The 24,941-nt window shown below is 37.8% G+C and carries 26 protein-coding genes; 2 read left to right on the forward strand and 24 right to left on the reverse strand.

The features are described 5' to 3' along the window. Position 1 precedes the first annotated feature (1 nt). The 24 genes from BUA72_RS19735 to BUA72_RS19850 form a co-directional block, all read right to left on the reverse strand. The gene (locus BUA72_RS19735; RefSeq protein WP_072924731.1) at positions 2 to 940 is read right to left on the reverse strand and encodes a glycosyltransferase family 2 protein; all 939 of its coding nucleotides are present in this window, start codon (positions 938 to 940) and stop codon (positions 2 to 4) included. A gap of 9 nt (positions 941 to 949) precedes the next feature. Next, entirely contained in the window at positions 950 to 2,746 is a 1,797-nt protein-coding gene (gene asnB, locus BUA72_RS19740; protein WP_072924732.1) for an asparagine synthase (glutamine-hydrolyzing), read from the reverse strand. 47 nt (positions 2,747 to 2,793) lie between these two features. Then, on the reverse strand, positions 2,794 to 3,723 hold the full coding sequence (locus BUA72_RS19745; protein ID WP_228407927.1) for a glycosyltransferase family 2 protein: 930 nt from the start codon (positions 3,721 to 3,723) through the stop codon (positions 2,794 to 2,796). Positions 3,724 to 3,730: 7 nt separating this feature from the next. Beyond that, complete coding sequence (locus BUA72_RS19750) at positions 3,731 to 4,870, reverse strand: hypothetical protein (RefSeq protein WP_072924734.1); 1,140 nt, start codon at positions 4,868 to 4,870, stop codon at positions 3,731 to 3,733. After that, positions 4,867 to 6,000, reverse strand: a complete 1,134-nt coding sequence (locus tag BUA72_RS19755; RefSeq protein WP_072924735.1) for a hypothetical protein — start codon at positions 5,998 to 6,000, stop codon at positions 4,867 to 4,869. The genes BUA72_RS19750 and BUA72_RS19755 overlap by 4 nt, the downstream gene beginning before the upstream one ends. Before the next feature lie 3 nt (positions 6,001 to 6,003). Then, a complete protein-coding gene (locus BUA72_RS19760; RefSeq protein WP_072924737.1) occupies positions 6,004 to 6,966 on the reverse strand; it encodes a glycosyltransferase family protein in 963 nt (320 codons plus the stop codon). A 10-nt stretch (positions 6,967 to 6,976) separates the two neighbouring features. Then, positions 6,977 to 7,765 carry a glycosyltransferase family 2 protein gene (locus BUA72_RS19765; protein WP_072924738.1) on the reverse strand — a complete coding sequence of 263 codons (789 nt, stop codon included), beginning with the start codon at positions 7,763 to 7,765 and terminating at the stop codon, positions 6,977 to 6,979. Positions 7,766 to 7,774: 9 nt separating this feature from the next. Further along, the gene (locus BUA72_RS19770) at positions 7,775 to 8,731 is read right to left on the reverse strand and encodes a glycosyltransferase family 2 protein (protein WP_228407928.1); all 957 of its coding nucleotides are present in this window, start codon (positions 8,729 to 8,731) and stop codon (positions 7,775 to 7,777) included. Between the two features lies 1 nt (position 8,732). Then, a complete protein-coding gene (locus BUA72_RS19775) occupies positions 8,733 to 9,401 on the reverse strand; it encodes an NAD-dependent epimerase/dehydratase family protein (RefSeq protein ID WP_072924740.1) in 669 nt (222 codons plus the stop codon). A 5-nt stretch (positions 9,402 to 9,406) separates the two neighbouring features. Continuing rightward, positions 9,407 to 10,285: a glycosyltransferase gene (locus BUA72_RS19780; RefSeq protein ID WP_072924742.1), complete on the reverse strand. Its 879-nt coding sequence runs from the start codon at positions 10,283 to 10,285 to the stop codon at positions 9,407 to 9,409. A 1-nt stretch (position 10,286) separates the two neighbouring features. After that, positions 10,287 to 11,108, reverse strand: a complete 822-nt coding sequence (locus BUA72_RS19785; protein WP_072924743.1) for a glycosyltransferase family 2 protein — start codon at positions 11,106 to 11,108, stop codon at positions 10,287 to 10,289. A gap of 1 nt (position 11,109) precedes the next feature. Next, complete coding sequence (locus BUA72_RS19790; RefSeq protein WP_072924745.1) at positions 11,110 to 12,006, reverse strand: glycosyltransferase family 2 protein; 897 nt, start codon at positions 12,004 to 12,006, stop codon at positions 11,110 to 11,112. A gap of 16 nt (positions 12,007 to 12,022) precedes the next feature. After that, complete coding sequence (locus BUA72_RS19795; protein WP_047450648.1) at positions 12,023 to 13,000, reverse strand: hypothetical protein; 978 nt, start codon at positions 12,998 to 13,000, stop codon at positions 12,023 to 12,025. A gap of 52 nt (positions 13,001 to 13,052) precedes the next feature. Beyond that, entirely contained in the window at positions 13,053 to 14,309 is a 1,257-nt protein-coding gene (locus BUA72_RS19800) for an ABC transporter ATP-binding protein (RefSeq protein WP_072924746.1), read from the reverse strand. 15 nt (positions 14,310 to 14,324) lie between these two features. Continuing rightward, positions 14,325 to 15,173, reverse strand: a complete 849-nt coding sequence (locus BUA72_RS19805; protein ID WP_047450646.1) for an ABC transporter permease — start codon at positions 15,171 to 15,173, stop codon at positions 14,325 to 14,327. Positions 15,174 to 15,440: 267 nt separating this feature from the next. Further along, on the reverse strand, positions 15,441 to 16,541 hold the full coding sequence (locus BUA72_RS19810; protein WP_072924748.1) for a DegT/DnrJ/EryC1/StrS family aminotransferase: 1,101 nt from the start codon (positions 16,539 to 16,541) through the stop codon (positions 15,441 to 15,443). A 24-nt stretch (positions 16,542 to 16,565) separates the two neighbouring features. Beyond that, a complete protein-coding gene (locus BUA72_RS19815) occupies positions 16,566 to 17,534 on the reverse strand; it encodes a 3-oxoacyl-ACP synthase III family protein (RefSeq protein ID WP_047450642.1) in 969 nt (322 codons plus the stop codon). Between the two features lie 10 nt (positions 17,535 to 17,544). Further along, positions 17,545 to 17,775 (reverse strand): acyl carrier protein, encoded by a 231-nt coding sequence (locus BUA72_RS19820; RefSeq protein WP_047450639.1) that lies wholly within the window; start codon positions 17,773 to 17,775, stop codon positions 17,545 to 17,547. A gap of 4 nt (positions 17,776 to 17,779) precedes the next feature. Continuing rightward, the gene (locus tag BUA72_RS19825) at positions 17,780 to 18,307 is read right to left on the reverse strand and encodes a GNAT family N-acetyltransferase (protein WP_047450636.1); all 528 of its coding nucleotides are present in this window, start codon (positions 18,305 to 18,307) and stop codon (positions 17,780 to 17,782) included. A gap of 54 nt (positions 18,308 to 18,361) precedes the next feature. Next, positions 18,362 to 18,775 carry a sugar 3,4-ketoisomerase gene (locus BUA72_RS19830; protein WP_047450633.1) on the reverse strand — a complete coding sequence of 138 codons (414 nt, stop codon included), beginning with the start codon at positions 18,773 to 18,775 and terminating at the stop codon, positions 18,362 to 18,364. Positions 18,776 to 18,979: 204 nt separating this feature from the next. Then, positions 18,980 to 19,843 carry a glucose-1-phosphate thymidylyltransferase RfbA gene (rfbA, locus tag BUA72_RS19835; RefSeq protein ID WP_034723931.1) on the reverse strand — a complete coding sequence of 288 codons (864 nt, stop codon included), beginning with the start codon at positions 19,841 to 19,843 and terminating at the stop codon, positions 18,980 to 18,982. Positions 19,844 to 19,846: 3 nt separating this feature from the next. After that, positions 19,847 to 20,299, reverse strand: coding sequence for a hypothetical protein (locus tag BUA72_RS19840; RefSeq protein ID WP_072925068.1), 453 nt, complete (start codon positions 20,297 to 20,299; stop codon positions 19,847 to 19,849). Positions 20,300 to 20,306: 7 nt separating this feature from the next. Then, a complete protein-coding gene (gene rfbB / locus BUA72_RS19845; RefSeq protein WP_034723929.1) occupies positions 20,307 to 21,386 on the reverse strand; it encodes a dTDP-glucose 4,6-dehydratase in 1,080 nt (359 codons plus the stop codon). Continuing rightward, positions 21,387 to 22,703 carry a UDP-glucose dehydrogenase family protein gene (locus BUA72_RS19850; protein WP_072924749.1) on the reverse strand — a complete coding sequence of 439 codons (1,317 nt, stop codon included), beginning with the start codon at positions 22,701 to 22,703 and terminating at the stop codon, positions 21,387 to 21,389. Between the two features lie 487 nt (positions 22,704 to 23,190). Here BUA72_RS19850 and rimP point away from each other — a divergent pair, with 487 nt between their 5' ends. Together rimP and nusA are read left to right on the forward strand one after the other, a co-directional pair. After that, entirely contained in the window at positions 23,191 to 23,658 is a 468-nt protein-coding gene (gene rimP, locus BUA72_RS19855; protein ID WP_047450620.1) for a ribosome assembly cofactor RimP, read from the forward strand. Positions 23,659 to 23,673: 15 nt separating this feature from the next. Next, positions 23,674 to 24,909 (forward strand): transcription termination factor NusA, encoded by a 1,236-nt coding sequence (nusA, locus tag BUA72_RS19860; RefSeq protein WP_034723922.1) that lies wholly within the window; start codon positions 23,674 to 23,676, stop codon positions 24,907 to 24,909. Positions 24,910 to 24,941 lie beyond the last annotated feature (32 nt).

A 24,941-nucleotide genomic window follows, 5' to 3' on the forward strand; every position in this document is an offset into this window, starting at 1 on the left:
ATTATCTGTTGTAGTAAGTGAAGCGGTATTTCGTCTTTAGTATATCCGGGTTTTTCAATATTTCCAGAAAAATACTGCCATATTTCGCCAATCCATTTTTTAAAGACAGATCGAATGATTTATAAATTAAATAAATTCTCTTTCTGTATTCGGGAGCGATCTGCTGAGAAACAGCCCAGTCATTCATAGATTTCCAGAAAAGAAACTGCCTCTGGTTATATTGTGGCGTGTATTTTATGATTTTTGTAATTCTGTTGTCATCATGAATTCCCCTTATGGCAATCGCTTTGTCGATAATACCGGTTTTCAGGTGGCAATGATAAGCCAGCCTGATGATCAGTTCCGAATCCTGATGAACACGGAGAGCTTCATTAAAACGGATATGGTTACGTCTCAGAGAATCCCTTCTCACCGTAAGTGAATTTAGGTGAAATGAGGTACCGAAAGTTTTAGGGGTTAAACTTAAAAGCCCTCTGAAAACTTCTTCTTCTTCCGCCGGATATTCGACTGTACTCAAAGACATCTCTTTGAATTTAGACTGAAATTCGTGCTTTCCTTTTTCGGTTAAATATTCTGTCCCGATCGCACCAAAAATTCCTTCAATTTTTAAATCCTCAAAAAGTTCTTTTTCCGCATCAAATCTGTTTGATAAGTAATAATCATCGGCATCCAGGAATGCGATGAAATCAGAGGTTGCATTGTCGATACCGAGATTTCTTGAGGCACCGGCACCGCGGTTTTCTCCATTCGGATGCTGAAACAGTTTTACCTTAGATATTTCCGCAGCCAGCCTTCTGCAGATTTCCAGCGAATCATCGGTAGACTGATCTTCCGCCAGAATGATTTCTTTTACTTCGTTAAATTGTGCCGCAGAATGAACTGCTTTTTCAAGAAAATCAGCGGCATTGTAAACGGGTATAATCACAGAGATTTCAATCATTATAGAAAATTATAATACAGATTGATTATTATCCGCCCAAAGGGCAAGCTGTAACAGGTTCCAGTGCTTTTCATCCTTATTCAGGAATTGCTGGGTTGTTTTATAATCAATAAAATTAAACACTTTATGATTGGGGTTATGAAGCAGATCATTGGAAAGATTCATCAGATTTTCTTCTGCAAACCAGTTTTTCACTCCCAAACCGAATCCCTGCTTATGACGTTGTCTGATGGTTTCCGTCCAGTAAGAGCCCATCGCTTCACGAAGAATAATCTTATCGTTTTTCTCGTCCAGTTTAAGCTGATCCGGGAGCTGGATACAGAATTCTGCGAAATCAAGGTCAAGGAAAGGTGTTCGTACTTCCAATGAATTGGCCATAGCCATTCTGTCTGATTTTACCATCATATTGGCGGGAACATAATTTTCCAGATCCACTCTCATAATGTCATTAAGAGAATCCGGATCCGGGGTAAAACTATAATCCTGAAGGTAATTGGCTGTAACACCCAGAAGATCGCGCTCTTTTTTGTTGAAATCATTTCTCACAGCGTTCAGGTGAAAGTCCATGATGGATGAATGTTTTAAATTTTTCTGCGTCAAATAGGAGGTTGTTCTCATCTTCTGATAAAGTTTCAGTCCAAATTGAGCAACGATATTTTTATAACTGAAGTGATTTCTTAACTTATTTTCAACGGTATAGAAATGATATCCTCCAAAAAGCTCATCCCCAACATCCCCTGACAATACAACGGTCAGATTTTGTCTGGCGTATTTACAGATCTCATAATGCGGGATAAATGAGGCATCGGCGAAAGGTTCATCAAAAAACGGAGTAATCTTCAGCAGAGAGGCAACGAGGTCTTCTTTTTTTTCGTGAACTTCTATATGGTTGGTGTTGTATTTATCGGCAATTTCTTTGGCATATTTCAGCTCATTGTCTTTATGGTCATACCCGAAACTGATGGTCGTCTGATGAGGCAGAAACTCGTCTACCAAAGCGACTATGGATGATGAATCCAGACCTCCGCTCAGGAAACTTCCGACCTGGACATCTGCAATAAGCTGTTTTTTTACTGCATTTTTCAGCAGATACAGAAATTCTTCCTTAGCATCAGAAAGACTTAGCGTTCTGTCTTTTGCCGGAAGGCTGTAGTAACGGGAAACCGTAATTTTTCCGTCTTTCCAGATCAGCTGATGAGCGGGAGGAAGGGTGAAAATATTACTGTAGATACTCTGGTAAGTGCTTACATATCCGTACTGAAGATAGTGGGAGAGGGCTTCGGAACTTACTTTAGGCTGTATCAATCCGGAGGCTAAAATAGCTTTGATTTCTGATGCGAAAATAAATTCATTGTTGTTCCCTATTGCGTAGTAAAAAGGCTTTTCCCCGAATCTGTCTCTGGCGCAGAACAGCTGCTGTTGCTGATCGTCCCAGATCGCAAAAGCAAACATCCCGGGAAGATCATGGATGAGGTTTTCTTTTTTTCTCTGGTACATCGCCAGAATAACTTCTGTGTCTGAACCTCCGTGAAAAGGGTATTCCCCATATTTTTTCTTAATATCCTGATAGCCGTAGATCTCACCGTTCAGAACAATACATTCATTTTTGGTGCTTGAGAACATGGGCTGTTTTCCATTTTCAGACAGATCAATAATGGAAAGTCTTCGATGGCCCAAAGCGGCATGGTCATAAAATTCATAATGCGAAGAATCCGGACCACGGTGTATCATAGAATCCGTCATTTTCCGGATTTCCTCCTGATAGTTTCTTGCATTGTTGCTTATGATTCCTGCTATTCCACACATAATATTGTATTTTTCATCATTTATTTTTCGCTTATGTTCAGGCTAATTTACGACAGATTAAGAAAAGCCGGACCTTTCTGCATCACCTGATTTCTGAAACTGCTTAATTTTGCACTGTCTGAACAGATTTTCTTATACTTTTTTGACAACTTTTTATAATGGTCAAAGTTTCCGGTAATGATATTTTTAAACATACTCTGTCTAAGAGATTTTTTTTCAAGCTGAAGACCATTCGGAAGATTAGGATTCATCGCGTTGATCTCTATTCTTACATCTTCATACTTTGTAAAATCTATTTTATGAAGCAGCTGAACACCGTCATGTACCACTTTACTCCCCGGAACTAGGATCACTTTCATGTTGTGAAAATGCACGCGGTTGACATATTCATCATCTTCTCCGTAATGGAAAAAATAAGGATTGAATCCACCTACAGATTCTATTGTTTTTCTTGGGAGAAGCCAGTGGGCGGCATTGATAAAATTAATCTCATACCAAGGCTTCAGCGTCTGAAAATACAGATCTGAAATCATTCTGGTCTTTTCGTAGTTCTTGGCAATATACTGATCCAGGAAAATATCCATATATTTTTCTGTACCGTCTATATGAATGGGGCTTATGATTCCCACTTCTTCCTGACGAGGATGGTGGTTGAATACCTCCAGCATTTTTTCCATGCTGTCTTCATACAGCCATGCATCCTGATTCATCAGATAAAAGAAATCTGCTCCGTTTTTATATGCTTTTTCGATGCCTATATTATTGGCTTTTCCAAAACCCAGATTGGTTTCAGACTGGGTAAAATCTACTTCAGGAAAGTTATTTCTGATGTACTCCTGCGTGCCGTCCACAGATCCGTTATCTACCACGATGCATTTCACAGGAACCGAAGATTTTCTAAGGCTCGTAAAGCATCGTTCTGCCCATTTTATGGCATTGTAAGTGACGATTATAATATGGATTTCGGGTATTTTCATACAGGCATTAATTGATCAATATATTATGAATTTTGTAGTAAATAAAATAATAGACTTTCTTAAGTAAAGCGTCAAGAGCCGGGAATGTTAAAAAACCTTCGGTCTTCAGCATCATCGTCCACGAAAGATTAAACAGGATCAATATAAAGGTCATGATTTCCTGTTTTCTGGTAAGAATGGATTTCTGGTCGGTGACAATAAATATAGTCAGTAGAGAAAAGAAAATATTGATCCATCTTCCCCAATCTAAAGCCAGATAAAATAGAGGAATTAAAAAAGCGGTCTGTATCACTATAAACAGAACATTGATTTTCACTTTATTCAATCTGCAGTAGAAGTAAAAGGTAAATGCCCCAATCAGTATGCTAATGATATAAGTTTGATAACTGTATAAATTTTGTTTGTAAAAAGCTAAGACATTGTAGTTCGGATCATATTCATAAATTCCCAATTCATCCAGTATCAATCCATGGTTCTTTAAAAATAACACAGAATTTTGTGTATTAATACTGATCCCGAATTTATAAAGAATCAGCATAACAATGGTAGCGGGAATCAGTTGATAAATGGCTATTTTTTTTATTTTATCCAATAATAAACCATCATTTTTCACAAAATAGGTGAAGCTTACAAAAGGAATATAAAAGTAGGCTGCTTCATGGGTTAAAATAGCAATAAGAATAAACAGCGTGATGACAAAATCCTTCACAACGATTTTAGATCGAAGGCAAAGGATATACATCAGGTAGAAAAGGAAGAATATAATTTCTTTTTTTGATGCAATGGAAGGATCTTTTACCATCATCCCGAAACCAGCCGGAAGCATGACAAGCGCTAGAACCAGAAGATTGTTTTTTTCCTTCCAGAACAGCTTCACCAGTAAATAAAAGAACAGCGTATAAACGATGAATAGAAAGGCGAATATGATGTACTCCAGATTTATTTTAGTGAGTTCATTAATCGCGATAAACAGGGTGCCGAAAAAGCCTCTCCGTTTGAAGCCTCCGTCCTGATAGTTAATCAGCCATTCTCCAAGATACCATCCTCCTTTATTCTCTACAATAAGCGAATAGGTAGTTTTTATACTAACAAAATAATAAATTGCTAATACGATGCTGATTATATAAGTAACTGGTTTTGGTTTCATCCGCGAAATAGATTAAAATATAAAAAATAGTACACTTTCTTTATCATGACATCAAGCAGTGTAAAGCTTGAGAACCCCTGATAAAAGGCCATCATCGTCCAAAAAGAATTAAAGATAATTAATAATATCGCAACACCATCTTTTTTCAGACTGCTGACCAATTGCTTTTCTCCAATGATAAAAAGAGTCAGCAAAGAAAAGAAAATATTAATCCATCTGCCCCAGTCAAAGCCTTTAATAAATAATGGAATCAGGAAAATGACCTGTATGATGAGAAAAACAGGATTGATTTTAATCTTATTCAGCTTACAGTAGATGAATACAGTAAGTGCGGCCAGAAATAGACTGATGCTGTAGGTCACATAGCCATACAGATAGGTTTTATAGATGCTGGACACATCAAAATCAGATTGATAATAATCGTATATGTTTAATTCTTTTAGCAGATAACCATGATCTTTAAAAAATGATACGGTGTTTTCCGTTTTGATGCTGATCCCGAATTTATAGAAGAACAACATAACGAGAGTAGCCGGAAGTAACTGATAAAAAAATATTTTCTTTATTTTATGAGCCGTTGGTTCGCTGTTTTTTACAAAATAGGCAAGACTCACAAAAGGCAGATAAAAAAATGCTGCCTCATGGATGAGCAGAGCTATGAGTATAAACAAAGTGATCACATAATCTTTGATCACCATTTTAGACCGCAGACATAGAAGATACACGAGATAAAAGAGAAAGAATATAATCTCTTTTTTAGGGATGATGGTATGATCTTTTAAAACCATTCCCAGACCTGCAGGGAGCAGCAAAAGACTTATCGTTAAAAGGGTATTCTTATTCGGCCAGATAAACTTTATGAAGAGAATAAAGAAAAGTGTGTAAATGATGAACAGGAAAACAAAAACGATATTGGCCAGATGAACTCCGGTGAGTTCATTGATGAAGACAAATAAACTTCCGAGAAGCCCTCGCCGTTTAAATCCTCCATCCTGATAATTGATCAGCCATTCTCCAAGATGCCAGTCATTTTTATTGACGACCAGCTGCAAATAAGTATTTTGCAGATATACGCAATAATAAATGGCTAATAATAAACCAATTAAATAGTTAATTATTTTCGTTTTCATACATTAATAAATAAAAACCTCCTTAAAGGTATCCATCACGGGATGCGGCAGGAATTTTCGGAATAATTCTTCTGCAGACCGACTCAGATCCGCATCTAATAGAATATCTCTAAGCTCTTTTTCATTACGGTAATAATAGGCCTGATTTCCAAGGTGACTGATATGCGCTTTCTCAGGAGGATCTGCAAAAGCGACCACCGGTTTTCCTTTAATGGCAAATTCTGCCACCGTAATTCCGAAGGTTTCTCCTCTTTCACGGGCATGTAGCAAAGCATTACAGGTATTGATGAATTTTTGTTTCATGATAATATCCGAGCTTGGTGGCAGGAAAATAATGTTGGAAGGAGCTGATTTCCACCATCTTTTTTTCACAAAAGAATCTACGCCCATAAAAATAAAATAAACATCCTTATATTTTGAAGCTATTTTTTCGATGGTCTGCTGCGCAAATAGGATGTTAAAGCTGGCATGACCGCCATAGTAACCGAATACTTTTGCATGTGGAGGAATATTCAGGTCTTTTCTGAGATCCTGGTTGGTTCCTTCTTCAAAATTAACCATATGCGGAACAAAAGGATATTTTGAACCTGTCATTTCATGGCTCAGCCACTCGGAAACGTAGGCGTACACATCACCGTGCGGTTCAAAATGCTTGAAGACACTGTGGATGCATGTTTTACATTCTTTGGTCTCTATATGATCGATATCACCGTTTTTAATGGCATAAAACAGGTCTATATTATTTTTACTGATGAGGTCATCCACTTCTTTAAAGTCAGAATAGCCAATCACATTAAAGCGTTTGGAGAATTTTTCGATACCCAGCGGATGATTGGTTGTCGAAGTTTTATCATATACAATCAATGATTCGTTTCCCAGATATCGTTCATTGAAATCTGCATAATCATATAATGCGATGGAAGTTCCTCTGTAGTTGAGTTCGTTCTCATGGAAAAGAATTTTCATTCTGTACGGTTTATTTAAATTTATTTTTCAATTTACTAAGTATTTTCCGAATGATGCTTTTCTTCGGGTACTTGGTAAGATCATTGTGTTTGAAAAGGCCTTCGCCCTGTGCAATTTTGAAATCCTGCTTTACCCACCACGCGGCAATATTTCTTTCAAGTGATGCAGTTTCCCCTGAAAAAGGAATGATGGTACCCAGCAGAAAATCCTTTCGGACAAGATAAGGGTTATTCGTCCAGTTGGCCCAGCGGGAAGTGGTTATAAAATAGTCACCCTGTTTCTGTATTTTGTCCGGAAATTCTTGTGCAGGATCCAGCCAGTGCAGAGATTCCAGGAGGTGTGGCGAGGTACATTCATGCCAGTCGTCATAGTAATCAAGTTCGTTGCCTTTATGTCTGATGGAGATCAGCGGATATCCGGGTGTTTTCCTGTTTCGGTAGCGTATAACATCAAATCCCTGATCGAGAAGTTCTATGCCGCTTTTAAGCTGTGAAAGGGTGGTTGCCTGATCTTCAATAAGCTCCCAGTCGTGTTCCAGAAAGAGAATGTTTTCAGATGAGGCGTTTTCAGCCAGCAATTTCATTCCTTTCCCGATCCCGATATTTTCATCCAGTCCTATGTACCGGATTCCATACTTTCCGGCCGTCTTTTTATCCTGTTCACTTACTTCCTGAAAAAGAACGAGAATATCATCCGTCATCTCAAGAAGACCGTGTTTTTTATAGGATTTCAAAGTGTTGTTCAGCGTTTCTCCGGTTTTCCAGGAGAGGATGCAGATGCTTATTGGTAATTTTTCCATAGGAATGCCTTAAAGATTGAGAAAAGGATGTTGGCCTGTCATTGAAATCTTTCTTGCCGCTTCGATCTCTTTAAATTTCTTTGAAAAGTACTGATACTGTTCCAGATAAAATTTTGATTCGTTGATATTTCCTTTAGCACTTAATTTTAAAATATAGGAAAGGATCGCCGTTTTTTCTCTTTTGACGTTATAATCATAATTGGGGTCAAGATACTTGGTTTCCCGCTGCATTCTCATCGAAAGACGGGTGTTGGCCAGTAATTCAGCTTTGTCTTTCGGCTGTTTTTTATGGAAAGACTGTACGGCATCATGCACAACTTTACTTTTTGTGCAGACCAATATCTTTAATCCGAAATAGGTAATTCTGTTGACATACTCATAATCTTCGGCACCATAGAAGAAGTAAGGATTGAATCCGCCTACTTTTTCAATGATATTTCTGGGAATAAACCAATGAGCCGCATTCACAAAACTGATTTCATAAGACGGTTTCGCCTCCCCGAAATAAACATCGGAAAACATTCTGTTGTTTCTGACATCTTTGGCCAGATAATTCTCAAAATGGATGTCAAATTTTTTCTCGCTTCCATCCAGATGCATTGGGCTTAAAATACCAATCTTGCTTTTATCCAGAGCATTGTTATAAACATCCAGCATATGCTGGAAACTGTCCGGAAAAATCCAGGCATCCTGATTCATCAGATAAAAGAAATCTGCTCCTTCCTGATAAGCTTTTTCTATTCCTAAATTATTGGCTTTTCCAAAACCCAGATTTTCGGCTGATTCTATAAGATCAATTTCAGGAAAATGGGTTTTAATGTATTCCTGACTTCCGTCCGTAGATCCGTTGTCGATCACAATACACTTTACAGGAACCGAAGAATGTCTTAAACTGGTAAAACATCTTTCCGCCCATTTCATAGCATTGTAAGTGACGATGATAACGTGAATAGCAGACATTTTCATCTTAAATATACTTTTGGGTTAAGGTTTTCAAATAATCTTCCGGTTGTATTCCGGTAAAAAAAGTTTCTATAGATTCATCAAAGCCAACCTTATAAAAGTCGCCTTCTTCCACTTCAGAAAAACAGGCCTTTTTCCGGGTTTTGTCTTCAATGGCATTAATGATTTCTTTCAAATCATAATAATACGGGAAAGCCAGATTAAGGGTTTTGTTTTCCATATCCAGACAGTGTGAGCTCAGAAACTTTGAAATATCATCAATATCCAAAAGCAGTCTTCTTGCTTTTAAATGAAGGGTGAATTCACTGTTTCCGGAGATCTGGGCCGTAAGGAAATTAAAAAGGGTATTGGGATTTCCTCCTTTTCCCACGATATTGCCTATCCGCAGAATAAGAAAATGATCACATACGTTTTGTATATGGTCTTCTATAGCCTTTTTATGCAGCACGTACGGGCTGTTCTGTTTAGATTGGTCATGAATACTCAGTGTAGAAAAATAGACCAGTTTTCTTTCCATATTTTCTTCAATCATGGTTTTCAAAAGAGAAAATTCCCTTTCAAATTCTGAAGTCCTGGTTTCGAGGGAGTTTGAAACACCGGAAGCAAAGAATAATAAGTCTTCTGAATCTATTTTTTTTAATGAGTTTGCGATAAGACCGTTTCCTACAATCATTTGTGTTATTTTGTAGTGTTTAGCTTTTTATTAATGTCTGAAGAATACCTCAGATAATGGTAATACTTTTTAGCAATTAAAAAATGATCTTTAAAATTAATCCTTTTAAACGGATAAAATTTCATCGTAAAGAGGATATTTCTTTGATCAACGGGATAATACTGAAAGTAATTATATAAAAAGCCCAAAAATATTTTTTTTTCTGTTTCGGGGTCCGGTATTTTCTGAAAATCCGAACCTTGTTTTTGTTTAATGAGAATGTTGGCATCAAGCCATTTCTGATCTAAATTTCCCTGCGAAAAATGTTCTATAAGGATATCATCAATAATATAGTTTTGGAATTTTCTAGAAACCCTTAAACTGAAATCGAGATCATACCCGTGAAACCCTTTGAGAAGCTCTTCATTAAATTTAAATGCATTGAAAACTTCTTTTTTCACAGCGATAAAAACGCCGTCTACGGCATATACTTTATGGAGGCGTTCTTTGGTGGTATTGATGAGCGTGGATGCTGATTTTTCTTTGTTTCCCTGAAGAATATGTACAAAATTGTATTGCTCCGAAACCGTCCAGCTGCTGGGTGCCACAGGAACGTAAGATGATCCTGCCAAACCGATAATTCCGGCATTGGGCTGGTTAAGATGAGCCAATAGTTTTTCTCCCCAACCGTTGGTGTGAAAAAGAATATCCTCATGAATGAATAAAAGATTTTCATAAACGGATTGTTCTGCTCCCTGATTGTAGGCTTTTGTAATCCCCATCAGATTAGGATTCCATATCTGAATAATCTCATACTGAAAACCATCACCGATTGTCTCACCAATATTCTTAACGAGATCATCATAGTAGTTTTTCTGGTAGGATGAAATTATAATGGATAGCATTTTACGACAGTTTGTTGATTAATTTAAATAAAAATTTGGTAACCCCATTTTTATGAACGGCTTCATTATAAAAATTGAGATTGGCGCCAAGTTTTTTCTGCTGATGGTAATATTCAATAGCATTCAAATTCCCTGGAATGTATTTATTCAAATGTTTTTTATAGATGTAATTTAAGGAAAAATCTTTTTTAGCTTTGTTCTGATTGATCTCAATATCCATGGATTCTAATTTTCTGCGGTAAAAGAAACCTACATAATCCAGACGATGAACCTTCTTTTTTTCATCTAAAATGGATAACCAGAAGTCCCAGTCTTCCTTCCCGTAAATTAAGTTGATATCATATCCTGAAGCCTTTTCCCACTCACTTTTTTCAAAGAAGGCTGAGCAGAAAATAAGGTTTTCCACCAATAGCTGTTCGTAATTATAATCATTCAGATTCCAGGGTTCTATGGTTGTCCCGAAGAATTCTGCTTTACAGTAAATGACTGTATACCCGTCATTGAATTTTTCTTCAGCGCGTTTCAGATATTCATCACCGATCCTGTCATCACAATCCAAAGGTAATATCCATTGTCCTTTAGCATTTTCTATTCCGGTGTTTCTTGCAGCGGACAAACCACCATTTTTCTTATCAATGTATATAAAACGTTCATCTTTTTGAGTCCATTGCTGGGCTATTTCCCCGGTATGGTCTGTAGAGCCGTCGTTGACAATAATACATTCCCAGTTTGGGTATGTCTGATTCAGGACAGATCCAAGACATTCCTCAAGATAGACGGCTTGATTGTAGCAGGGTACGATGACGGAAATTTTAGGATTCATCTTAAATGATTTTATTTAAAAGTTTGTACATGACAACAGGCAGCCTTTTATTGAGTGCAAAGCTTAATCTTTTAATATGAAAAGGATATTTGCTGTAGACCTCACGATATTCCGGGGGCAGCGTTTTTCCAGTCAGGTAAAATTTCTGAGTCTGTCCGTTGATTCTTTCTTTTGCAACACCTTCTTTATCAAACATCATTTGAAGAAGGATGGTTTCTATGTGTATTTTTTCTTCTTTTACTTTTGAAATATTTTCGGGATGTAAACGGTAATAGGCCAGTTTTTCAGGGACATAAGCGGTGAGATACTTCTCGTTGATTTTCAGCCAGCGGTAATAATCTTCTACCGTCAATCGGGAATCGTAGACTCCGGTTTCTCTTAAAACATCAGTTCTCTGTAAAACCGTCAAAGCAGCAATCCGGTTTCCTTTGATAAGTTCTTTTCTGAACACATAAGGATCTATATTACCTAAAGCATCATAATCAGCCATATCTTCCATAATCTGACTGTTGTTATTGATGGTATAAGTATGGGTAAAAACCATTCCGTATGAATCGCCTGAACTTTCCAGCTTAGAAACGGATTTTTCAATAGCTTCAGGATGAAGAAAATCATCTGCTGCGATGAGCTTGATATATTTTCCTTTTGCAAGAGCAATACATTCATTGAGCATGGTAGCCAGGCCCGTATTTTGGGCATGGAATTTTTTTTCTGCTGAATAATTGTTTTCTGTCAGCCATTGATCAATAACATCCGCCGAATTATCGGGAGAAGCATCATCGCCTACAATCAACTGGATGTTGCTGTAGGTCTGATTTTTTATGCTGTCCAGGTTTTCCTTAACAAACTTTGAGTGGTTATAGGAAACGACAACGACTGTTACTAACGGTTGCTCCATTGTTATTGCACACTATTTATTCTAACTGTTCTTTTGATCCTTCAATACCCAGAAGGCCCTGTACTTTTTCCCCCTGTTCATCCATGGAATAGATCATCTCACGCACGCCGTCTTTTACCAGATAAATTTCGGAAGGAACGATGTTGGAGTTGATAATATGCTGAGGAATCACGAGATCCAGAGTATAACCATCAAGGAATTTTTCATTAAGAAAATCCGGCTGGATATGAAGCGTGGGATTAAGGCTGTCTACAGAAACCCTGTTCAGCTTGGTGGCCAGTAACTGTGAGCGTATAGGACTCATTCCGATGCGGAAAAGCTTACGGTATCTGATATAGCTGAACCCCCTGTCTTCAAGGGTAACCGGGTTGTGATAGCTCAGTGGTTTCAGGTGTTTAAGGAGTCCTTCGGAATGATAAATGGTACCATCTACAGCAAAAGGATAAGACCAGTGATGCACCTCCGTATCAGTATAATAATCCCATTGATAGTAATCTCCTTTTTTCTCCAGATAGTCAGGATATCCTTCAAGATTGTCTCCTACATAAAGTCTGTAAGAAGCATTTTCAGGATTGTTTCTTATGACATCCAGCACTTCATCCGGGATATGAACATCTTTAAAGAAAATACTGTCATCCGTACAGAACATGACGAATTCACAGCCACTGTTTTTGATGATTTTTTGAAGAGCTCCCTTAAAGTTATCTCCGTTTTTCTTGAACAGATTTTTTTCTTTAAAAAATTCCCAGTCTCTTTCCGTATTCAGCGCATGAATGTAAGAGAAGTCAAAAAAGACATGTTTTCTTTCAACGAAAGATATATGTTGATATCCGGCGTATTTTTTTTTCAACAGCTCATAGCCCTGTTGATGAACGCCGGTAGTATGGTATAAGATGACAAGCTTAGCATCTGCTTTAAAATGTTTCAGAGAAGACTGAAGCAGATAGTCCAGCTGTACAGCGCGGTTGTAAGAAAATATTACATTAAGTATCATATGTGATAAGCGTTTAAGATGGATATATAGAGTATGGCAGCAGGAAAAATGACTACAATTTCTCTATTGAATGGGTAATTTTTGGAAACAGAATACCCGGAGATTTTACAATTTCTCCGAATTCATTTTGTATTCCGTGGATCTCAAAACCAAATGCTTCTGTTCTGTATGCCACATTAGTTCTGTTGATTCCCCAAAACAAATCGAAATAATAAGAGTCTTCATTAATCGTATAAGGCGGAATTTCGAAGCTTGCCGTATAGTCCCTTTTTTCTATGTTTTTATCCTCGCTGATCATCATTCCGGTACTCATGATCGTAAGATCGTGGCTGTTTCTGAGATAGAATGACATATCGAGATCTACTCCCACCATTTTGGATGTAAAAGTTACCGTTACACGAATGCCGGATTTCACGGTGATGATATCTCCGTTTATCGGTTCGGCTTTGTAGGATTTTATCAGGATATTCTCATTTTCAAATACTGTGGGATCATCCATGTAGTTGTAAAACAATTTTGTATCAGCGTTTTTCTGATAGTCGATGATGCATTTGTTCACATCACCCTGAGTGACCAGTTTTCCCTTATCTAGTAATAATCCAGTATTACATAATTCTTTGATGGCAGTGATGTTATGGCTTACAAAAAGAACGGTTCGCCCTTCTCCTTTGGTCACATTGCCCATTTTTCCAAGGCATTTCTTCTGAAATTCGGCATCTCCTACTGCAAGCACTTCATCTATAATAAGGATTTCAGATTCCAGATGGGCTGCTACAGCAAATGCAAGACGTACATACATTCCTGAGGAATATCTTTTCACAGGAGTGTCAATGTATCTTTCTACCCCTGAAAAATCTACTATTTCATCAAATTTTCTTGTGATTTCTTTTCTTGTCATCCCAAGGATTGCTCCATTAAGGTAGACATTTTCCCGTCCCGTCATTTCAGGATGGAAACCTGTTCCCACCTCCAGCAGGGATGCAATTCTTCCGTTGGTATGGATTTTACCTGTAGTAGGTTTTGTAACTTTACTTAAAAGCTTAAGCAGTGTAGATTTTCCAGCCCCGTTTCTTCCAATAATTCCCATGGCATCTCCCTGAGCAATCTCGAAATTGATGTCCTGTAGTGACCATACATATTCCGATTCGCCTTTTGTGGTTCTGTCATTGGATTCTCCTATTTTGAGATAAGGGTCTTCTTTTCCTCTTACTTTATACCAGAATCTATTTAAATCATGGGTAAGAGTTCCTGTTCCCACTTGTCCTAAGCGGTATTGTTTTGATATATTTTCTCCTTTTAAAGCCAGCATTTTTTTAAGTTTAAATTATACAGTATCCATAAATGTTTTTTCAACTTTATTGAAAATAACAAGGCCTATTGCGAAAAGTACAAGAATAATCGCAGTGCTTATGCCCAGCATCAGCGGAGAAAAATCTCCGGAGCCAAGCCATCCGTATTTGAAGCATTCAAATATACCGGTTAAAGGATTGTAGTACGCCAGCTTTTTGAAAGGGCCTGCCAACGCGGATACGGGATAAATAACCGGCGTAGCATACATATATAAACTTATACCAAAGCCTAACAGCATTCCAAGGTCTTTATATTTTGTGGTCAGGGAGGAAAAAATCATTCCCACCCCTAAAGCAAAAATAACCATAAGGATAATGAGCAAAGGAGTAGCGAGTACCCATATATTCGGATGAATTTCACCTTTTGCCAGATAGTACGTCCAGACTATGATAAATAATAAAATCTGTACGCCGAGACGCATTAAATTGGATATGACAATGGAAATAGGAGTGACAAGTCTCGGAAAATAGACCTTTCCAAATATACTGGCATTCCCTACAAAGGTATTGGAGGTTGCGGTAAGTGAGCCTGAAAAATAATTCCAGAGGGTAACTCCTAAAAGATAAAACAGAATAGGAGGGGCCCCGTCTGTAGGAAGTTTGGCTATTTGACCAAATACAACGAGGTATACAATTGTCGTAAAAATAGGATTGATGAAAAACCAAACAGGACCTAAAATAGTTTGCTTAAAACTTGAGATAAAGTCTCTTTTTACAAACATATATATTAAATCCTTGTATCTCCATACTTCTTTAAGTCTTAAATCAAATAAAGAATGGTCGGCCTCAATCGTTTCTGTCCACTTCTGTTGTGGTTCATTCATTTGTGTGGGTTTTTGCAAATTTAAAATATTTAATTCTTATCCAACTTTCCTGATGAGTGAATAATCATTCACATAAAACGGAAAATAACAACTAATATATTACTATTTGTTAGTATGAGCAAAGAACTATCGGCTATAAAGCCAATAGCCCTTGAAATTTATAATAATAACTCTTATTTAATAACGGGGAGTTAATGATATTGTGCATGACTGTTTTCCGGTAGTGGAACATGGGATTTCAGCCAGCTTACTTTCATCTTTTTCTAACTAAAACCCGTTTACAGCATCGATGATCACCTGAATTTCTTCTTCTTCCAAAACTGAAGAGATCGGGAGACTCAGTACTTCTTCATGCATTTTTTCGGTGATAGGGAAAGAAAGGTCATTGTACTCCTTATATGCTTCCTGCTTGTGAGGCGGGATAGGATAGTGGATAATCGTACTGATTCCTTTTTCCGTTAAATAGGCCTGAAGTTCATCTCTTTTTTCCGTACGGATTACAAAAACGTGCCATACATGCTCATTTTCGTCAGCCGGATTTTCAGGAAGGATGATCTTGGGATTGTTGATCTCAGAGATAAACCTTTTAGCGATGTCTCTTCTGGTTCCGTTTTCATGACCGATGTATTTCAGCTTTACGTCTAAAACGGCAGCCTGAATTTCATCCAGTCTTGAATTTAATCCTTTATAGATGTTGACATATTTCTGGTTTGAACCGTAATTGGCTATAGCACGGATGGCTTCAAAGACTTCTTTGTCATTAGTGGTTACAGCTCCTGCGTCACCTAAAGCACCCAGGTTTTTTCCGGGATAAAAGCTGAAACCTGCGGCATCGCCCAGATTTCCGGATTTGATACCGTTCCATTCTGCACCGATGGCCTGTGCATTGTCTTCTACAATTTTCAGATTGTGCTTTTTCGCTATATTCTTAAGCTCTTCAGAAAAAACAATTCTTCCCTGAAGGTGAACGATCAGGATAGCCTTTGTTTTCGTGCTTATTTTTTCTTCAATTTTGGCGATGTCAATATTATAGGTATTGGCATCCGGTTCTACAAATACAGGAACCAGTCCGTTGTCTGATAAAGCCAGAACGGAAGCGATATACGTATTGGCGGGAACAAGAACCTCGTCTCCGGCTTTCATGAATCCTAATTCAATATAGGCACGGAAGATCAGACGCAGCGCATCCAGTCCGTTGGCTACGCCCAGAGCATATTCTGAACCGATGTATGATGCCAGATTGGTTTCGAAGTTTTTAAGCTCGCTGCCCTGCAGATACCAGCCACTTCGGAAAACACTGACAAGTTTGTTTTCAATTTCCTCCTGATACTGTAAATTGACCTTTTGAAGATCAAGAAATTTTATCATAATACTATTATTTTAAACGCTCAATTATTTTTTTCTTAAACAGACTGCTCCCCAGGAATAACCTACGCCAAAACCAACAAGCATCACATTTTTGGAATCTCTTGTTGCAAATGAATTTTTAAAGGCAATAGGAATGGTAGACGATACGGTATTCCCGTAGTCTAGCATATCGATGACGAAATTTTCCTGTGGAATATTGATTCTCTTTCTTAAGAAATCGAGCATAAAGGTGTTGGCCTGGTGAAAAATGTAAGTGTCAATGTCACTTTTTTCAAAGCCGTTTATTTTCAGGTTTTCTTCTACAAGTCCGGGAATCGCTTTTGACGTGAAATCAAAAATCTTCGGACCGTTCATGTGAAGATAGTTGTCTTTGTCTTCTGTGTTGTCTGTTTTTTTATTTCTTACAGCACCGTTTTTAACGATAAGGTTTTTCGCGCCTTCTCCGTCTGTACCTACAGAAAACTTCAGGATTTCATAATCACCATCTTCAGAGATCAGCGTTGCTGCTGCGGCATCTCCGAAAAGACTGATGTTTCCTTTATCATTCTCGTGAATATGTTTTGAATACGTTTCCGCTGTGATCAAAACAACATTCTTCATCATTTTAGAATCAATAAGGGCATTGGCCAGAGATAAACCATAAATATAACCCGAACATCCCTGATTGATATCTATCGCTCCGCAACTGGTATTTAAACCGGCTTGCGACTGAACGATACAGGCTGTTGCAGGAAGGAAATAATCAGGACTTTGGGTACAGACGATCAGATAATCTATCGTAGATTTATCGATCTGGTATTCTTCAACGAGTTTATTGAGTGCTTTTACGGCAATATCTGAAGTAAACTCATCTTCTCCGGTAATGTTCCTGTTTCTGATTCCTATTTTTTCAAGAATCTTATCACTTTCCCAGTCCGGAAACTTTTTTGAAATCTCCTCATTGGAAATGACGTTCTCAGGAATATAGGTTGAAATATGTTTTATAAAAGCCATTGTTTAATATTTACTGTTTTTTCTCAACAATAAAAGAATAAAGTTCGTTGATGTCTTTGAACGAAGTAATCTGCTCCGGCTCGATATCTACGCCATATTCATCTTCGATCATTACTTTGATCACCATAGCGGTAAGTGAATCCCAGTAGCTTTCCTGGCTGTATGCAGTTTCAGGTTCTATTACTGTATCCGTATTTTCAAGTTGACCCTGAAAATTTTTGATAAATTCATTGATTGACATAAGCTTATATTTTAAATTTTTTGAGAATATCCGGAATTACCGTATTGAAAGTGTCTTTTGTTAATAGATAATAGTTGTTTTCATCGTCGCTTCTGATGAGTTCCGGCTTAAACATTTTGTGATAGCTGTTGACGGATGTATTCTGCTTTCTTACTTCAAACTGAATGCTATCGAAATTCAATTCGTTCAGAACAAAATCTTTGACAGCCATATCCACTTTTACTGAGTTTTTGACGTTTGAATACTCCGGTTTGGAAACCCAGCTTCCTATTTCAGGAAGTCCGGAATCTATTTTGTAAACTCTGTACGTCGCAAAGTCTTCATTGTTTTCATCAAAGGCAATAAAATAATATTCCTTCTGTTGCTGTTCCCGTTCTTTATAGCTTTGTATCCATTGCTTTTGAGCGTCTACATCAGGAGAAGTTTTTGAAATAAACCTGGATTTTTTTTCATTATTTCTGATCGATACTATAAATGAAGCATCATCGGTCTCAACGAATCTCAGTTTAATTCCTTTGTATTCAATTATCATCTTTTGTTATTTGTATTAATACTCATCGCCAAAGAGAACTTCAGGGATGAAAATTTATTTTTTGTCGATTGCTTCCTTAAAGCTTTCAAAATCTCTGAAATAGTCTTCCTCATCATATATTTCAGAGGCCAGACAAAGCAGTACCGCATTGTGGGAAAACTGAATGTCTCTCCATACCAGTTTAGGAATATATAAACCTTTTGTCGGATGATCCAGGGTGAAAGTTTCTTTATTGCCGTCTTTGTCTTCCGTATTAAAGACAATAGTTCCCGAGACCGCAAATATGACCTGCTGCAGTTCTTTATGAGCATGTCCGCCTCTTGTCACATCATGAGGAGTGTAGTAGGTCCAGTAGACACGCTGTATCTCAAAAGGAACATTTTTCTGGGTTTCTGCTATGGTGATATAACCCAACTGCGATGATCCTATCTTATCGAATGTGATGATTTGTGGTTTATTGTATTCCATTAATGTTTCTAAATAGTTCTTTAAAGTCCTCAAAGTTAATTATAAAATTACTATCGCAAAGAAGCCTGTTATTATTATGTAACTGCAAATAAAAATCTACATCCAATTATATACTTCAGTTTGAGGAAAAGGACCAGATGGTTTTACATTAAAAAAACTATCGGCAGTAAAGCCAATAGTTATATCATTTACATGAATGTATGATTACTTTTTTACAAGCTGTTTCAGGTATTCACCGTAGCCGCTTTTGCCATATTTTTCAGCTGTTTCGAGAAGTTTCTCTTCGTTGATGAATTTATTTCTGAATGCAATTTCCTCAATACATCCTATCTTGAAGCCCTGTCTTTTTTCGATAACGCTTACAAATTCAGAAGCGTCATTCAGAGAATCAAAAGTTCCTGTATCAAGCCACGCTGTTCCTCTGTCCAGAACGCCTACTTCAAGTTTTCCTTTGCTTAAATAAACGTTGTTTACGTCTGTAATTTCAAGTTCTCCTCTTGCAGAAGGCTGGATGTTCTTGGCAATATTCACGACTTCATTGTCATAAAAATAAAGTCCTGGAACCGCATAATTCGATTTTGGCTTTAAAGGTTTCTCTTCAATGGAAACAGCTTTAAAATCATCATCAAATTCTACAACACCATATCGTTCCGGGTCTGAAACGTGATAAGCGAAAACAACTCCGCCATCCGGATTGGTTTTGTTTTTCAGTAAGGTCCCCATTTCGGAGCCATAGAAAATATTATCTCCTAGGACTAATGCAACGGGATCGCTGCCAATAAAGGCATCTCCTAAAATAAAGGCCTGCGCCAGTCCGTCCGGGCTTGGCTGTACCACATACTCGATGTTACATCCGATTTGTGAACCGTCACCTAAAAGTTTAATAAATCCAGGCTGGTCGTGGGGTGTTGTGATGATCAGGATGTCTTTGATTCCTGCCAGAAGCAGTGTTGAAAGAGGGTAGTAGATCATGGGTTTATCGTAAACAGGCATTAGCTGCTTGCTTACGGCGATAGTAAGAGGGTAAAGTCTTGTTCCGGATCCTCCGGCCAATATAATTCCTTTCATCGGTTATTTTTTTATGTTTTCTATGGCGTAATCTATTTGATTTTTGATATTAAGATCAATAGTCGGAGTCATTAAAAGAGCAGAATTTCCTCTGGACAGACTACCTCCGATCGTCTTATGAAATTGAATCAGTTCTTTTAAGTTTTCTTCCGGGATTAAAGAAAACGAACTGTACATTGAAACTTTAAAGCCGTCAAAATCAAAATTCTTAATGATACTTCTGGCCTGATCTTTAGTGAGCAGCTCCTTGGGTGGATCTACATTATAATCAAACATTTTGAGTTCAATATATTCTTTAGCATAATTGATCAGTGCTTCCCTGTAATGTGAAACTTCTATAAATTCGTCGATAAGACGTTTTTGGGCTACATTGGCCATAGCCGGAGGTGGAAGGAGAGTCTGAGCTCCTGCCAGAGAAGAAATCGCGATGGAAAACAACAGAATAATTGACTTCATGATGGGTTTAATCATACTGTTTTTCATAATACTTCTGGTAGTCTCCACTGGTGACATTCTCAAGCCATTCTTTGTTCTCCAGATACCAATCGATGGTTTTACCTAAACCTTCCTCGAAAGTTACAGACGGTTTCCAGCCTAAGTTTTTATTAAGCTTATCTGCGTCTATAGCGTAACGCTTATCGTGTCCCGGTCTGTCTTTTACAAAGGTGATCAGTTTTTCAGAATAGCCTTCAGGTTTACCCAGTTTAGCATCCATCTGCTTGATCAGTTCTTTCACAAGATCAATATTCTGCCACTCGTTGAAACCTCCGATATTGTATGTTTCTCCGGTTTTAGCCTCATTGAAAATCTGGTGGATTGCTCTGGCGTGGTCTATTACATACAGCCAGTCCCGGGTATATTTTCCGTCACCGTAAATCGGTAATGGTCTTTCGTTGATGATATTTGAAATACAAAGCGGGATCAGTTTCTCAGGGAAATGATTCGGTCCGTAGTTGTTGGAACAATTGGAGACGATGAACGGCATTCCGTAGGTATTTCCGTATGCTCTCACCAAATGGTCAGAAGCTGCTTTTGAAGCGGAATAAGGAGATTGCGGATCGTAAGCCGTTGTTTCCAGGAAGAATCCGGTTTCGCCGAGACTTCCGTACACTTCGTCTGTAGAAACGTGGTAGAATAAATGAGTTCTTTTTTCGTCTGGGAACCTTCCGTGGGTGTGATCAGGATTCAGGGTCCAGAATTCTTTACACAAATTAAGAAGGTTAGCCGTTCCGTTGACGTTGGTATTGATGAATGCCATCGGATCTGTAATACTTCTGTCCACGTGGCTTTCTGCTGCAAGATGCACGATGGCATCAGGATTGTATTTTTCGAAGATCTTTCTCAGTTCTTCAGGTTTTGTAATATCTGCTTTTTCGAAAACATAATTAGGCTCATTTTCAATGTCCTTCAGGTTTTCCAGATTTCCTGCGTAAGTAAGGGCGTCAAGATTAATGATCGTAGCATCCGGATTGTTTTTCACGAATTCTCTAACGACATGAGAGCCTATGAATCCGGCTCCCCCGGTAATAATTATATTTTTCATCTATTTATTTTCTATGGTCTTTCTACCTATACTTTTATAATGGAATCCATTCTGTTCAGGGATTTCCAGTGGATACATATTTCTTCCGTCAAAAATGACTTTGTTTTTCATTTTCTTAGCCATCAGTTCAAAATTAGGATTTTTAAACTCAGGCCACTCTGTAGCGATGAATAAAGCATCTGCTCCTTCAAGGGCATCATACATTCCTTTGGCGTACTGTATTTTGTCGCCCAGAAGTTTCTGTACATTACTTTCTGCTACCGCGTCATAGGCAGCAATTTCTGCGCCTTTCTCCAATAACAAAGCGATATTGTCTAAAGATGATGCTTCACGGATATCATCTGTGTTGGCTTTAAAAGCAAGTCCCCACATCGCAATCTTCTTGCCTTTGATGTCTCCTCCGAAATATTTCTCGATCTCTGAAACCAGGATTACTTTCTGAGTGGTATTTACTTTTTCTGTAGCTTCAAGGATCTGGAAATTGAAATCTTCCTGGATTCCGGATTTGATAAGCGCTTTTACATCTTTCGGGAAACAGCTTCCGCCATACCCGATTCCAGGGAATAAAAATCGGTGTCCTATTCTGTCATCACTACCCATTCCAAGTCTTACTTTATCTACATCTGCACCTACTTTTTCGCAGTAATTGGCGATCTCATTCATAAACGTAATTTTTACGGCAAGGAATGAATTGGCTGCATATTTTGTAAGTTCCGATGATTTCTCATCCATAAAGATGATCGGGATTCCGGTATTGGTAAATGGCTGGTAAATTTTAGCCATAATATTCTGTGCTTTCTCTGAACTGGCACCTACCACCACTCTTGAAGGATTCATGGAATCTTCCACTGCAAAACCTTCTCTTAAGAATTCCGGGTTGGAAACCACATCGAAAGGGATGTTTGTTTTAGAAGCAATCACTTCTCTTACTTTATCAGCAGTACCTACGGGAACGGTACTTTTGTTGACGATGACTTTATATTCAGTCATCATTTCTCCAATATGGTTGGCTACCTGAATGACATAGGAAAGATCTGCAGAACCGTCTTCGCCCGGAGGCGTAGGCAATGCCAGATAGATCACTTCGCTTTTGTCCAAAGCTTCTTTCAGATTTGTGGTGAAAAATAATCTCTCGGACTGAATGTTTCTTAAGAACATCTCTTCAAGGTTCGGCTCATAGATGGGAACTATGCCGTTTTTCAAACCTTCTACTTTTTTTTCATCAATGTCAACACAGTATACTGAATTGCCAAGTTCTGCCAGGGTAGTACCTGTAACCAGCCCTACATAACCCGTTCCTACAATTGTTATATTCAAAATGTCTGTTTTTAAATTTTAAGACAAAAATAATAAAAATACTTTCACCTGCTTGTTTAATTTACTTTAACCTGAGTTTGAGATTGAAAAAGGTGAATGGTCAATTTTGCTTCGCAAGTGAATGGGAAATGGCAGGGCTGAGAATAAAGAGCAAAGAGCAAAGAGCAAAGAATAAAGAATAAAGATTTAGACATTAGGTTTTGCACTAAGACTCAGCAAAAGATTAATATTGGAAGTACAATGATTATTGGAGAGCACTCAAACTCTCTGACCCTCATACATTCAAACCCTGAAACTCTCTGACGCTCCAACGCTCAAGCCCGCATCCCGTAACTTTAACGAAAAATTGTAAGGTATTTACTTGATAACTAAGTAGATTTTGCTTTTTTAGAAAAAATGCGTATATTTGCAGTGGATTTACAGGAAAAAATGGGAAGGCTTCGGAAGAAAGCCTTTTTTCGTACTGGTAAATCAAGATATTTAATGTATGGAGTTTAGAAAAAGAATTGAAGAATTATTAAACGAATTCCTTGATAGCAGAGAGGATTTGTTTCTTGTGGATCTTAAATTTTCTACAGGAGATGACATTACTGTAATCCTGGATGGTGATAATGGAGTGACTCTTCAGGACTGCCTTGATGCAAGCCGTGCGATAGAGTTTAATATGGACCGTGAAGAGCATGACTTCAGCCTTCAGGTAATGTCTGCAGGACTGAGCGAGCCACTTTCGGCTCCCAGACAGTTCAAGAAAAATTTTGGAAGAGAGATCGAGGTAATGCTGAATGATGCTACCAAAATAGAAGGTGAACTGGCCAAAGTAGATGATGAGAAGATCACACTTATTTTACGCTACCGAAAACCGAAAGAGATCGGAAAAGGGAAAGTGGATGTGGAGGAGGAAAAAGAAATTCCTTACTCTGAGATAAAAAAAGCGTTAGTAGTAATTAAATTTTAAAAGAAAAAAGAATAGATGGATAATATAGCGTTGATTGAATCCTTTGGTGATTTTAAAGACGAAAAAGGGATCAGTAAGATTGATCTTATGGCAATTATTGAAGATTCACTGAAGACCCTTTTGAGAAAAAGATTTGATTCAGATGATCATTTTGATGTAATTGTGAACCCTGATAAAGGAGATTTTCAGATATTTTTAAATAAAACGATTGTAGAGGACGAGATGTCTGAAGATGATGATCTGGAAATCGAACTTTCTGAAGCTAAAAAAATTGACCCTACTTTTGAAGTGGGTGAAGATTTTACCATGGAAATTCCTGTTGCCCAATTGGGAAGAAGAAATATCCTTACTTTAAAGCAGATCCTGGCTACAAAACTTCAGGAGCATAACAATGCGATGCTTTATGAGCAGTTCAGAGACAAGATCGGGGAGATTGTAATTGGAGAAATTCACCACATCCGTCACAAACATGTGATCCTATTGGATGATGAAGGGAATGAATTCATTTTGCCAAAAGAAAACCAGATCCCGTCCGACTTCTTTAAAAAGGGCGAAAATATCAGAGCTATTGTTGAAACAGTAGATTTTAAAGGTTCAAAACCACAGATTATTATTTCCAGAACTGCACCTAAATTCTTAGAGAAGTTATTAGAGCTGGAAATTCCTGAAATCCAGGACGGAACGATTATGCTTAAAAAAGTAGTAAGAATTCCTGGTGAGAAGGCGAAGATTGCAGTAGATGCTTACGATGACAGAATAGATCCTGTAGGAGCCTGTGTGGGTGTGAAGGGATCAAGAATTCACGGAGTGGTAAGAGAGTTGAGAAATGAAAACATCGATGTTATTCAGTGGTCTAAAAACGCTGAAATTTTGGTAAAGAGAGCTTTAGGAAATGTTACCATCAACAAAATTGACATCAACGAGGATTCAAACTATGCTTTAGTTTATACACCAGTTGAAGAGATTTCTAAAGTAATCGGGAAACAGGGTCAGAATATCAGACTGGCTTCTTGGTTGACAGGATATGAAATTGATGTATATAGAGAAGCTAGCGAGGATGACGACGTTGATTTGAGAGAATTTAACGATGACATCGAGCAGTGGATTTTGGATGAATTTAAGAAAGTAGGTCTTACTACTGCGAAATCAGTATTGGATAAGGATACAGAAAGTCTTTTAAATATGGTGGATCTTGAAGAGGAAACTATTGAAGATGTTAAACGTATTCTAAGAGAAGAATTTGAAGATTAAGATTTTTAAATAAATTTTAATAAACAGTAAAA

It is taken from the genome of Chryseobacterium sp. OV279 (assembly GCF_900128945.1).
Classification (GTDB): Bacteria; Bacteroidota; Bacteroidia; order Flavobacteriales; family Weeksellaceae; genus Chryseobacterium.